Source organism: Phormidesmis priestleyi ULC007 (assembly GCF_003003695.1).
Lineage (GTDB): Bacteria > Cyanobacteriota > Cyanobacteriia > Leptolyngbyales > Leptolyngbyaceae > Phormidesmis_A > Phormidesmis_A priestleyi_A.
Map to the genome: position 1 here is coordinate 15,742 of NZ_PVWG01000012.1, position 12,815 is coordinate 28,556.

Genomic DNA, 12,815 nt, shown 5'->3' on the forward strand with positions numbered 1-12,815 from the left:
CTTCCCTTACTAGACTAGTGGGGGAATTTTTATTAGAAACTTTAAGCAAAGTCATAAAAATATTAATGTGAGAATTTTATGACATTTGGTAATTTATCTTCATTTAGCTTGAGACTTTAGTCGTCTATCTCTTGAGCAAAGTAGTCTAGAATACAGAGGATTGAAGGGTTAGCGAATCGATATTTTGTGTCCTTTTTTCTACTAAGAATTAGCACAATAAAGTCAACACTTCTTTAATTTTGTTTACTCAAACAATTAATCGGGTCGAAACTGAATTTTGAATTTAAATCAGTTATCACGGTCTACCGTTGTTCCATTTCCAGCCAAGATCCTCAAGCTAGAGAGTGGGCTGACGTTGATTCATCAACAGGTTCCCGCAACCGGAGTCGCAGCAGTCGATGTGTGGGTCAAAGCAGGCGCGATCGTCGAGCCTGATCAGTGGTCAGGTATGGCGCACTTCTTAGAACACATGATTTTTAAGGGCACCGATCGACTTCCTCCTGGCAGTTTTGACGAAGTGATCGAAAACCGGGGTGGCATGACCAATGCTGCAACGAGTCATGACTATGCCCACTTTTTTATGACGACAGCCTCTCAATATCTCGGCGACACCCTACCCTATTTGGGCGAATTGCTCTTAAATGCAGCGATTCCCGATGATGAGTTCGATCGAGAGCGCGATGTCGTCCTCGAAGAGATTCGGCAAACCTATGACAGTCCAGATTGCATCGCATTTGAGGCGCTGGCTGAGAGCGTTTATCAACGTCACCCTTACGGGCGGCCGATTTTAGGCACCGAAGAGATTTTGATGCAGCGATCGCCCGACGAGATGCGGCGCTTCCACCGCGCTCACTATCAGCCCCACAATATGGCAGTGGTGATTGTTGGAGATGTCGCTCAAGATGATGCCATTAAGTGGGTAGAGCGATCGTTCCCCGCGTTCCCGTCTCCGCTCACCTGTCCGCATTCAGAGCCAGAAGCCGAACCTCCGATCGTGGGCATTCGTCGGCAAGAGTTGCGGTTGCCTCGCCTCGAACAGGCGCGATTAATGATGGCGTGGATGGCTCCGGGTGTGGATGACGATCCGCTTCAAAATGCTTATGGGCTAGACCTGATCTCGGTGCTACTGGCAGAAAGTCAATCGGCTCGACTTGTGCAAGAACTGCGAGAAGATCGGCAACTCGTGCAAGCAGTCGGCAGCAGCTTTTCAATGCAGCGAGAATCGAGTCTGTTTACGATCACCGCATGGCTAGAGCCAGAAAATCTAGAGCGAGTAGAAGCACTGATCTGCGATCGCCTCTCAGCTTTGATGACGACTCCCGTGAGTGCAATCGAACTGGCGCGCAGCAAACGCCTTTTGAGAAACGATTATGCCTTCTCGACCGAAACGCCGGGTCAACTGGCAGGGCTTTATGGCTACTATCACACAGTCGCCGGGGCAGAACTATCTGTCACCTATCCCCAGCGCATTCAAGCCTTTAGCCCTGAAGACCTGCAAAACTTAGCGAGTCAATATCTTTCGCCCTATCACTACGCGGCGATCGTGATCAAGCCTCTCTGAACGCCAATTTTTACTCACCAAGGAAACCGTCTCGTGACCTCTAGCGTAATTCCTCAAAGTCGCCAGACCCACCGCACCGTTTTAAAGAATGGCATCGTGGTTCTGGTCGTCGAAAATCCCTCGGCTGATATCATTGCGGCGCGTCTCTTCATTCGGGCAGGAAGTCGATGGGAACTCTCTCATCAAGCGGGTTTATCCCATCTAGTTTCTGCCGTCATGCCCAAAGGAACTGAACGCCTCTCATCTTTAGACATTGCTGAACGGGTTGAGTCAGTCGGCGCAAGTCTCGGTACAGATTCGGCTTCTGACTACTTCTTGTTGAGTTTAAAAACCGTTTCGGCTGACTTCCCAGAAATTTTGGCGCTGGCGGTCGAAGTGCTGCGATCGCCCACATTTCCCGAAGAAGAAGTTGAGTTAGAGCGTCGTTTGACGTTGCAAGCAATTCGTTCTCAGCAAGAACAGCCGTTTACGATCGCGCTCGATCAGCTTCGCTCTGCCATGTATGGGCAGCATCCTTACGCTTTTTCGGGGCTAGGCACGGCCGAAACCGTCGCCCAACTGTCGCGGCAAGATTTACAGCATTATCATCAGACCTACTTCCGTCCAGATAATCTGGTGATTAGCGTGGCAGGTCGAGTTGCTCCAGAGGAAGCGGTGGCTCAGATTGAAGCAGTCTTAGGTGATTGGCAAGTGCCGTCAGATCCTCTGCCGATTTTAGATTTGTCCCCGATTCAGTCAGACCCGCACACGGTGATCAAAACGCAGGACACGCAGCAGTCGATCGTGATGTTGGGCTATCTGGCTCCATCCGTAAACGCCAACGCGCTTGATCTATCCGACTACACGGCGCTTAAGCTGCTCAATACCTATTTAGGCAACGGACTCTCTAGTCGCCTCTTCGTCGAATTGCGAGAAAAACGAGGACTCGCTTATGAAGTGTCTGCCTTTTATCCGACTCGATTAGATGCTTCGCAGTTTGTGGTTTATATGGGCACAGCTCCAGAAAATACCGCGATCGCCTTAGACGGTTTGCAAACTGAAGTCGATCGCCTCCGGTCTACCCGTCTTACACCCGAAGAGTTGCAATCGTCTCAAAACAAAATGCTAGGGCAATATGCGCTAGGGAAGCAAACAAACTCTCAGCTTGCCCAAATCTTTGGCTGGTATGAAACGATCGGGCTAGGAGTTGAGTTTGATACGCGCTTTCAGCAAGAAGTTGCTGCTGTAACCTCAGAAGCGGCTCAAGAAGCAGCAAATCGCTGCTTTGTTGAGCCTTATATTTCTGTCTTGGGGCCGGCTGCCGCCATTGATCTACTGGGTAAGCAAGAGTAGTTGCTCCGATCTGCAACTTTCCTGAAGCAGCCCTCACCCTAGAAGAGGGAACCAGAAATTGCTTGAAAGCCCCTCTCCTGCGGGAGAGGGGTTGGGGGTGAGGGTTCTTCTTAGTCGTACATCAGCGCTTAATCGTCTAGAAGTGCGCCTCGCTGTCTCAGATCGCGCCGAAGATCTCTAGAAAGCTCTGGGTTTTGTCCAAAGCAAGTTCTCTCAACTTTTGCCCCAATCAGGTCGGTGTCGATCAGAATGGCTCCTCGCAAATCAGCGCTGCTGAGGTCTACCCCATAGAGACTAGCTCCACTTAAATCTGTATTGACCAGATTGCTACGGCGCAGATCAGCGTGACCAAAGTTTGCCTCGCTCAAGTTTGCGCCGACGAGTTTGGCTCCGGTTAAGGTGCTGCGACGGACATCGGCATAGCTGAGATTTGCATTAGTCAGGTTTGCGCCTGTCAGGTTTGCACTGACGATCGTCGCTTTCATCAAGTTTGCGGAGGCTAAATCTGCACCAATCAACGATGCTTCGGTGAGAATGGCATTGATCAAATTTGTGTTGGCGAGGTTGGCACTAATCAAGTTTGCCTGGGTGAAATTAGTATTAATCAAATGAGCACCGACCAAGTGAGCGCTCACCAAATCAGCACCCGACATATTTTTAGAACGCAAATCGATCGCGCTTAAATTTGCCTCTGAAAAATCTTGAAGCGGATTTAGCCCTGCGATCAGCGCTAGATCAAAAAAGTCGTCTGTGTCGGCTGTCTCAACGCGCTCGATCAGTTCTCGAATAAGCTGGAGGGATTGATCTTTGGTCATCATCTTTTTCCCCTAACTGAGACAATGTGGGAACGAGGGACTGCACTCAGTTAGGTAGGACTACAGAGCACTGCGGATGAATTTCGCAATGCGCTCAAAAGATTAATGACTCAAAACGGGTTAACTCTCAGGTTGTCTGTGAGAGATGCAGCACAATCAGTCTTTCGATGACTGCTCTTTTGTTATGACTAAGATTTTTAGGAATCAGTCTCTCCAAATTAGGAGCGTTATTCAAACTGTGTTCAGGCGGGTTAGAGAGGAAGTTGTCTTCCGGGGAGGCTTGCCCATTGTTGATTAGTTGATCTGAGTTAGGCATAACTATAACGAATGATGAATCGTTTCAATTTAGCTGGGCGAACTGCACGTTGGAATCCGCGATCGCTACCCATATCTAGGAGCCTCTCGAATGTAGTCTAGTCGATTATTAGAACCGACACATGACCCGATCGGGCGACTGCCTTTCGTCAAAGATAACACTCCCATTTTAGGATACTGACCAATACATCAAACCTTTACTTAGGATCGTGGATTAAATAACCTGTAAAAGTCCTCTGATTTGTCATCGCCGAGACTTTTGCCCCCTAAATCCCCCACGAGTGAGGGACTTTGAAACCAGAGTCTTAGCTCAAAGTCCCCCAGAATGCGGGATTTAGGGGGCTGAAGCCGACCCAAACGCAGCGACAAAGAGTGCTGTACACCGTAGCTCCTGAGGGAGAGGGCGAGAAGTTACACCTTAATAAATCCACGTTCCTTAGTTCCCCAAACCCTATTTTTCGGTCAACGCCCAAGCGCCGTCCCATTCATCAGTTGGCGGATTTTTGAGCCAGTGTTGACAGCGCTCCATATGTAGAGCCGCTGCTTTGTCGTGGCTGTCAATTTCCAAGACCGTCGCAAATCCGGCAACTGCGTGAGCAAATTTGCGATTTAAGTAGTGCCGTCGTGCTTTTTCATAGTGCTCAATCACCTGCTGCTTTTGCTCAGAGACCGTTTCCGATCGCAGCCCTACTAGTTCATAAATGGCAACTGGGTTACTTTTGCCTTTGACTTTAATGAAGTCGAGTTCCCGCGTCCAAATGCGATCGGCGCAGGGGCGATAGGTGCTCTCGCTAATCACAATATCGGTGCCATAGATTTTGGTGGCTCCTTCTAATCGAGAACCGAGGTTAACCCCATCTCCGATCGCAGTGAATTCCATGCGTTTGCTACAGCCAATGTTGCCACTAATCACGGTATCGGAGTTGATACCGATGCCAATTTTGATCGTTTTTTTATTTTCTGATTGACGTTTTGCATTAAAGTCGATGAGCCGATGACGCATCTCAACTGCTGTTTGCACCGACATCCACTCGTGATCGTCTAACGGCAACGGAGAGCCAAAAACCGCCATAATTGCGTCACCGATATATTTGTCGAGAATGCCTTTGTGAGCAAACACGGCATCGACCATCGACTCAAAATATTGGTTGAGCAGTTCGACGACTTCTTCGGCCCCTAACGTCTCAGTCAGCGAGGTGTAGCTGCGAATGTCGGAGAACAAAACGGAGACTTCTTTGCGATCGCCCCCCATCTTGGCAGCATCAGGATTTTCTAACAACTGCTCTGCCAGTTCTTGAGTCATGTAGCGATACATCGTGCTCTTGAGGCGCTTTTCATCGCTGATGTCATCCATGACAACCAGCGCACCAGAGATTTTTTTGCTGTCGTTGGCATCGGCGATCGTATTAATCGACAGGTTAATGCTATGCTGTTCTGCTCCTTGAGCGGGCTGCAAGGTTTGGTCAGGATAATATTGCTGGCGGTTTTTGTCGGCTAGCGCCATGCCAAACCACTTCGAGAAATCTGCTTTCTCAATTTGAACAAGATTTGCGATCGATTTTCCCTCTAACGACTCATTGCTGTCTAAACCCAATAGCTTCTTGGCGCTTTCGTTGGCAGCAATGATATGACCTTCTTTGTCCGTCGAGATTACGCCATTGGAGAGCGATCGTAGAATGTCTCGCTGCATCTGCTCTTGCTGTTTGACCGTCTCAAACAGTTTGGCGTTTTGCAGCGCGACCCCCGCCTGAATGTTGAAGGTCGCCATAAACTCCTGATCGCTGCGATTAAAGCTGGCTTTCCAGAATTCGGGTGCTGCGGGCCAATTTTGGGGATTGTAATTGATAGAGTATCCCTGTTTGTTTTTATTGACGAGTTGAGTCACCCCAATCAGATCGCCATCTGCGTTGCGAATGGGCATGCACAAAAGGCTACAAGTTCGATAACCAGTGGCTTGATCGGTCTTTTTGGCAGTTTCGGCTCCCTCGTGTTCATAAAGATCAAAGGGAATATTGATCACTTCACCAGAGGCAGCGACTTGACCCGCGAAGCCAACCCCGATCGGAAATCGCAGCTCTTTTAAGTTGCCGTCTGCCATCACCACCCGAGTCCAGATTTCGTTTCGCTCTCGGTCAATCAGCCAAAGGGTGCTGCGATCAGCATTCATCAGCTTTTTGGCTTCATCCATGACTCGCATTAGGGTGTCATCTAAGTCCAAACTGCTCTGACTCAGTGATTGAGTGGCTTTAATCAGCGCATTGGCTGCCCGTTGTTTTTGGGTCGCGATGTAGAACGATCGAGACGACTCTAAAATCAGCCGAATTGAGGGCGCAAATTCGACAAAAAGCTGCTCATCGCCGTGAGTGAAGCCCTGCAAGTCAATTCGTTCATCGAGAGGCGTTGAACGATCGCACCCTGGCTTAATCTTATTGATCAGTTGAATGACGGCTACAAGATCGCCCTCGTCGTTGAGCAGTGGCAATGTCAGCATCGTGTAGGCTCGATAGCCTGTCTTTTGATACTGAATCTTTGCTTGCCCCGATCGATCGTCATCAAAAAAGTCGTAGTGAATGTTGATCCCACGTTTAGAGGTGGCGGCTTCTCCGGCAATGCCTTGATCGACCGGAAACCGAATTTCGAGGCTGCGTCCCTGATTGCCCTCAGCGACTGTGGTGTAGAGTTCGTTTTTCTCTTCGTCGAGCAGATAGATAGTGGCGCGATCGGCGTTGAGCAACTCCCCAGTTTTGGTCGTGATCGAGTTGAGCATCTCTTCTAAGATGGTGTCAAACCCTTGTGCATCTAGCATTGAGAGGGTTTGATTGACGATTCTCAGTTTTTGCTCGACCTCGTGGACGACTTCTTTAAATCTGTCCTGCGTCAGTGGCGCCAGGAAGGAAGCAAACTTGCCTTTGGGAGGCGAAAGCGAACTTTTAGTGACAAGGCTAGAGTCAGCAGGCAGGTGAGGGGCAATGCCAAACGAGGATGGCTCGATGATCTCATGACTCCAGAGCGCATCTCGATTGCCATATCGACTGACCTCCACCGCAGTAGATTTGATAGGCGTACGATCGTCAATCAGGGGCGGGTGATTATTTGTAATTGCAGCGTCTTTAGAGACATCACGAGAATTGCGATTAGGTAGGTGAGGAGATGCAGAAGTCATAACGATTTTCAGTGAAAAGCTAGAGGAATGCTTTTTGTCTGAACAAGTGAAAAGTTACAGAAAATTGATCAGTCGTTTGAGTTATGAGCAGCATTGAGTCTCGCTTCTGACTCAAACGACATGTTCAATCTAGGACGATTCTGACACGATCACCAGAGACTAGGTGTACCGATTTCTACCAAGTGAGGAAACTAGCCTCGTTTTTTGAGCACTTTAGGGCAAGTGATGGGTCGAGAATCCTTTGCTACAAAGGAATTTAGCAGATCACTGCTTTAATAAGAAATGTTATCGTTCAAACTCATTCATATACCAATCTGAGGCTGATCTCAGCATTCCCTAATTAGCATCTTTATGATGAGTTCCCTCGACTTTCTTAACGATAAAGCACGACCGTAAGCCACTTTTTTGCCGCTCAGAAGTCATGACGGAGTATTTTCTTAGACAACAGCCTCACGCTGTTTGTATCCAAAAGTAACCTATAAACAGAAAATTTTAATTTAATTCTTCTTGGCTGCTTTTGCCTTGGTCGATCGAGGTTTTCGCACTGGCTCCGAAGCAGGATGATCGACCTGAACTAATCCATTTTCTCGAAGGCTGGCGGCTTGAGCGAGGAGAGATTCTGCAAAGGCAGAAGCCGCATCTTCACTGGAGCCATTAGTAGAGTCGTTGGATTGTCCGCCCGCGAGTTGTGCCAATTCTTCTCGGCGCTGTTGACGATCGAGGGCACTGACTCGCACTACCGTTCGCACGTCGGGAGTGTCCGCGACAACACCGTCTTCTTCAGCATCAGCTTTTGTCTTCCGCTTTTTGCCTTTGGCATGTCCGTTGTGATTAAAATCGATCACCTGCTTATCGACATGAAAGTGGTGGTCTGCCATTGCTGCGACGATCGGTTGGTGAGTGACGCAGAGAACCTGATGATGACGGCTGAGATGATGCAATTTTTCGGCGATCGCTTGGGCAACCCGCCCCGAAACGCCGACATCGATTTCGTCAAAAACGAGCGTTCCGACTGAATCGACCTGCGAGAAGCAAGCCTGTAATGCCAACAGAAAACGGCTCATCTCTCCGCCAGATGCCGTCTCGGTCAACGATTGCAGCGGTTCTCCAGGGTTGGGGCTGAATAAATAAGTGATGCGATCGGCTCCGGCAGAGGTGGGTGAGATGGACGTGATGCCTACTTGAAACTGAACTTTTTCCATCGCTAGGGGCTTCAGTTCTGCGATGAGGCGATTTTCTAAATCCTTGGCGGCAGTTTGACGAAGGTGAGTTAATTTTGCACACACGTCTGTCAATTCAGTTTTGCGATCGTAGGCAGCTTGTTCAAGTTCTTCGAGCGATTGTCCGGCTCCGGTGAGTCCTTCAAGTTCGGCTTGGAGCGATTGTTGAAGCGCGATCGCATCTGCCAAACTCGGCCCGTACTTGCGGCAAATCTGCTTGAGTTCAATAATCCGCTCTTCTACTTCTTGCAATCGCCGGGGATCGGTTTCTAAACTATCTCCATAAGCGTTGATTTCCTGGCCAGCTTCTTCAACCTGCGTCAAGGCTGAGGTGACAAGATCCAACACGGGCTGAATCTGCTCGTCATAGCGCAGCATATCAGTCAGCAATGTCTGAGCTTTGCCCAGCAGATCAGAGCAAGCGTCATCGCCATTTTCGTTTTGGTAAAGGGCTTGATAGGCCTGATAGCTCTGCTGCTGCAATTCGACGCTGTGACCGAGACGCTTTCGCTCTTGCTCTAACTGATCGAGTTCGTCGGGTTGGCTGAGGTTGGCGACATTGAGTTCTCGGAGTTGATATTCAAATAAGTCAAGCTGCTGAAGCCGTTGTTGCTCGGAGTGACGACGCTTTTCGAGGGCTTGAGCGGCTTGCTGATAGCTCGACAACGCCTGACTGACGGCTTCTCGCTGCTTGACGATCGCCGTTCCACCAAAGCTATCCAGCCAATCTCGTTGCAGGCTGGGCTGACCTAGTTGAACGGTTTGCCCCTGAGCCGTGATTTCTACGAGGCGATCGCGCAGCGATTCCATTTGCTGTTTGTTGACCAGCACACCGTTGACGCGCGATCGATTGCGCTGCCCGCTTCCACTGGCGACGATTTCACGAGTGCAGACCAATAGAGAACCGTCTAAGGGATCGATCTGCTCTGTTTCGAGCCAGTTTTTCATGGCGGAATCAAGCTGAAACGTAGCTTCGACCGAGGCGCGTTCTGCCCCAGTGCGGACGGCTCGATTGGTAACTTTGCCCCCCAAAGCGGCATCGATCGCATCTAAAATAATTGACTTACCCGCGCCCGTTTCACCCGTCAAGACGTGTAGCCCTGAGCCAAAGTCCAGTTCTAGACGGTCGATTAAAGCAAAATTTTCGATTTGCAGAGACAGCAACATGGGCAAATTTCAGGCTGGGGAGTTAGACGCTGGCTGATTGAAATAGAATTGCGATCGCTAGGTCAGACACAAAGATTGTGGTCTGTAGAAATGATTTGGACTTAACGATGGCATTCGTGAAGGTGCCCAATTTAATGTTAACGGTCAGCGAACTGATGGGGTGTTCTTTTTCGCGCTTGTGATAGTAAATTTGTCCTATTTTAATCGGCAAACGCTGAAAAGTAACTCTTTTAACGTCAGTTCGATGAGTTCTTTCGCTTCGTTCTTCAGTGCTTCAGCCCCCTAAATCCCCCCAATTGGGGGACTTTGAACCTAAATTCTGGGCTTGAAGTCCCCCAGTTTTGGGGGATTTAGGGGGCAACCCGGATTTGCAACCGCAGCGAAAAGTTTCATCGAATTCAGGTTTTTTTAATGCTTTGTGTTGACGACACTTGCGCCTTCATCAACCTATTTTGAGAGAAGTGAGAACTGTCTGAGAGGAATTCTCTACAAAATAGTTCGGAAATCCTTCCCTATTCAATGGTCTGTAATTTCTAAAGAAATGATTAACTGAAAGAGAAGAACTTTGTGAGCTTATTGTTACAATACTTTATATACCGTTTCAATCCGGTTTTAACTCCATGAGCGTCATGAACGTTAAGTCTGCTTCTTCTACGACAACCGCCACAGGGCACCCGATCGCGGATGCCGATCGAGAAATGGCGGACTTATCCACCGTCATGACTGAGCATGAATCTGAAATTTTGATCGAGGATGCATACGAGCAGATGGCTCCTAGCATTCACTACGATCCTGATGAGATTGCGGCTCGCTATCGCAAACAGCCCTTCAAGATCTTTGCAAGAACCTTAAATATCTTCCTGCCGTTTGTCTGGTTTGCATTTCGCCTCTGGTGGGATCGAGTCACTGGCGGCGGCGATCGTGCCGAGCAAGGACAAGCGATTCATCTCCGCGAAATGCTCACCAAATTGGGGCCAGCGTTCATCAAAATTGGTCAGGCGCTATCGACCCGCCCCGATCTGGTGCCCCCCAATTATTTAGACGAACTCACCAAGCTTCAAGATCAGTTGCCTCCGTTTCCGAACGAGATTGCGTTTCAATTCATTCGAGAAGAACTAGGGGCCGAACCCCACGAGATCTATGCAGAAATCAGCCCCATGCCGATCGCGGCGGCATCGCTGGGTCAAGTCTATAAAGGCAAGCTCAAAACGGGTGAAGACGTTGCGATCAAAGTGCAGCGTCCTGGTTTGGCTGAAAGCATCGCTGTCGATATGTATATTCTGCGAAGAATTTCTGCCTGGGCGATGAAGCATATCAAGCGAGTGCGGAGCAATTTGGTGGCGATCGCTGATGAACTAGCGACTCGTATCTTCGAGGAAACTGACTACAATCACGAAGGTTGCAACGCCGAACGCTTTGCCGCTCTTTATGGATATCTCCCAGAAATCTACGTCCCAAAAATCTATTGGAATTACACGGCGCGGCGCGTCTTGACGATGGAGTGGATCACAGGCACCAAGCTGACCCAACTTGATGAGATTCGAGAACAAGGCATCGACGCGACCCACTTGATTGACGTAGGCGTACAGTGTTCGCTGCGGCAACTTTTAGAGCACGGCTTCTTTCATGCTGACCCTCACCCTGGCAATCTGCTGGCAATGGCAGACGGCAAACTCGCTTATTTAGACTTTGGCATGATGAGCGAAGTCAAGCCTTATCAGCGCTATGGGTTGATCGAAGCGATCGTTCACCTGGTCAATCGAGACTTTGATGGGTTAGCCCATGACTATGTGAAGTTAGAGTTTTTGACTCCAGATACTGACTTGACTCCGATCATTCCTGCCTTTGCCAGTGTTTTTAACGATGCGCTAGGGGCGAGCGTTGCCGAGATCAACATCAAGAGCATTACCGACCAGCTCTCAGCGTTGATGTATGAATATCCATTTACGGTTCCGGCTTATTATGCGCTGATTATCCGATCGCTCGTGACCCTAGAAGGCATTGCTATCCACGTCGATCCCGAATTCAAAGTGTTGAGCAAGGCTTATCCTTATGTTGCAAAACGATTGCTGACCGATCAATCGCCTCAACTCCGAGAATCACTGCGCGATCTGCTGTTTAAAGATGGCAGTTTTCGATGGAATCGCTTAGAAAACCTGCTGCGAAACGCCCAGAGTAATCAAGACTATGACCTCGATCAAGCGCTTGACCAAGCCGTTGATTTCTTATTCTCAGAGCGGGGTGACTTCATTCGTGCCAATCTGGTGAATGAAATCATCAAAGGTCTAGACTCACTGGGTCAGAGTGTTTGGGACAATGCGAATTATCGATTCCGCAAACAGGTGGGCTGGAAGACTGATCCCGTAACTGTTCCTGAAAATCAGAAGACTCTTGATCACGTCAAAAATATCTGGAATATTTTGCGAGAAACTCGCGGCTTTGATCAGGGCAAACTGCTGGCGTTGCTGCCTCGACTGCTGGTCAAACCCGAAACTCAGCAGATGGGTCAAAAAATTGTGGGCGGTTTAGCGCAAAAACTCGCCGTTCGGCTCTTGCGAGAATTTTTGTTGAGCAATCCGCGATCGCCTCAAGGTGAGATCGTCTACCCGATTTCGCGCCCCGCCTTACCTCCCGCCAAGGCTTTGTCTGAAGTGCAGGTTAAAGCGGTTCAGTTGTAGAAAAAATCCCTATAGAGACTTTCTGACAGACTGTTTCTATAGGGATCTGCGGCGTTCCAGGTCGTCTTCGCGGGCTTCTAGTTCCAGAGCGCGACGATCGAGATCCTGGTTTTTCAACTCAAGCTCAGAGGACTGTACCTCAAACTGCTTTTTTTGACGTTTCAGGTCTTCTTCGAGGGCTTGAATTTGCTCTCGACGGGCTTCTAGCTCAAGTGTGCGGCGATCGAGTTCTTGACTTTGCAGGGTGAGCGATTGTCGCCACTGCTCGGCTCGTTCAGTTTCTTGGTGAAGATAAGCGGGTGTAATGCCGTTGACCAAATAAGTTTCAACGAGTTCTAAAACCCAATCTTTGGCATCTCGAATGCTGAGAATCTGTTGAGTGCTTGATAACTCAACCAGCACTAACGCATTCTCACTGTAATCATTCGCTCTAGTAGAGACGACAAACTCTTCCTCGTGGGCGACTGTCCAGACGTTCTCGGCTTTTTGGGTTGCCAGCAGGCGTAACCCTGCCTTTGAGTAGTTTTTCTGATGAACTTGAGCCAAGTGCAACATTATCGTTTT

At 49.1% G+C, this 12,815-nt stretch carries 8 protein-coding genes; 3 read left to right on the forward strand and 5 right to left on the reverse strand.

Annotated features, from left to right (window positions below; translation table 11 throughout):
• The first annotated feature begins 277 nt into the window (after window positions 1-277).
• Window positions 278-1,561: a M16 family metallopeptidase gene (locus C7B65_RS12430; RefSeq protein ID WP_073070499.1), complete on the forward strand. Its 1,284-nt coding sequence runs from the start codon at window positions 278-280 to the stop codon at window positions 1,559-1,561.
• Between the two features lie 33 nt (window positions 1,562-1,594).
• Window positions 1,595-2,893 (forward strand): M16 family metallopeptidase, encoded by a 1,299-nt coding sequence (locus tag C7B65_RS12435; RefSeq protein WP_073070498.1) that lies wholly within the window; start codon window positions 1,595-1,597, stop codon window positions 2,891-2,893.
• A 128-nt stretch (window positions 2,894-3,021) separates the two neighbouring features.
• Here the strand turns inward: C7B65_RS12435 and C7B65_RS12440 are convergent, their stop codons facing one another.
• From C7B65_RS12440 to C7B65_RS12460, 4 genes are all read right to left on the reverse strand, one after another.
• Window positions 3,022-3,711 (reverse strand): pentapeptide repeat-containing protein, encoded by a 690-nt coding sequence (locus tag C7B65_RS12440; protein WP_073070497.1) that lies wholly within the window; start codon window positions 3,709-3,711, stop codon window positions 3,022-3,024.
• A gap of 763 nt (window positions 3,712-4,474) precedes the next feature.
• Entirely contained in the window at window positions 4,475-7,186 is a 2,712-nt protein-coding gene (locus C7B65_RS12450) for an adenylate/guanylate cyclase domain-containing protein (protein ID WP_073070496.1), read from the reverse strand.
• A 497-nt stretch (window positions 7,187-7,683) separates the two neighbouring features.
• Entirely contained in the window at window positions 7,684-9,573 is a 1,890-nt protein-coding gene (gene recN / locus C7B65_RS12455) for a DNA repair protein RecN (RefSeq protein ID WP_073070495.1), read from the reverse strand.
• Window positions 9,574-9,595: 22 nt separating this feature from the next.
• Complete coding sequence (locus C7B65_RS12460; protein ID WP_073070494.1) at window positions 9,596-9,784, reverse strand: hypothetical protein; 189 nt, start codon at window positions 9,782-9,784, stop codon at window positions 9,596-9,598.
• A 409-nt stretch (window positions 9,785-10,193) separates the two neighbouring features.
• Here C7B65_RS12460 and C7B65_RS12465 point away from each other — a divergent pair, with 409 nt between their 5' ends.
• Window positions 10,194-12,251 carry an ABC1 kinase family protein gene (locus C7B65_RS12465; RefSeq protein WP_317615806.1) on the forward strand — a complete coding sequence of 686 codons (2,058 nt, stop codon included), beginning with the start codon at window positions 10,194-10,196 and terminating at the stop codon, window positions 12,249-12,251.
• Window positions 12,252-12,287: 36 nt separating this feature from the next.
• On the opposite strand, the gene C7B65_RS12470 is transcribed toward C7B65_RS12465, so the two are convergent.
• Window positions 12,288-12,806 (reverse strand): hypothetical protein, encoded by a 519-nt coding sequence (locus C7B65_RS12470; protein WP_073070493.1) that lies wholly within the window; start codon window positions 12,804-12,806, stop codon window positions 12,288-12,290.
• Window positions 12,807-12,815 lie beyond the last annotated feature (9 nt).

Excerpts from the sequence above, each read along its gene's own strand:
- C7B65_RS12470 (WP_073070493.1), bottom strand. The coding sequence starts at position 12,806 with ATGTTGCACTTGGCTCAAGTTCATCAGAAAAACTACTCAAAGGCAGGG.
- C7B65_RS12440 (WP_073070497.1), bottom strand. The coding sequence starts at position 3,711 with ATGATGACCAAAGATCAATCCCTCCAGCTTATTCGAGAACTGATCGAG.
- recN (WP_073070495.1), bottom strand. The coding sequence starts at position 9,573 with ATGTTGCTGTCTCTGCAAATCGAAAATTTTGCTTTAATCGACCGTCTA.
- C7B65_RS12450 (WP_073070496.1), bottom strand. The coding sequence starts at position 7,186 with ATGACTTCTGCATCTCCTCACCTACCTAATCGCAATTCTCGTGATGTC.
- C7B65_RS12465 (WP_317615806.1), top strand. The coding sequence starts at position 10,194 with ATGAGCGTCATGAACGTTAAGTCTGCTTCTTCTACGACAACCGCCACA.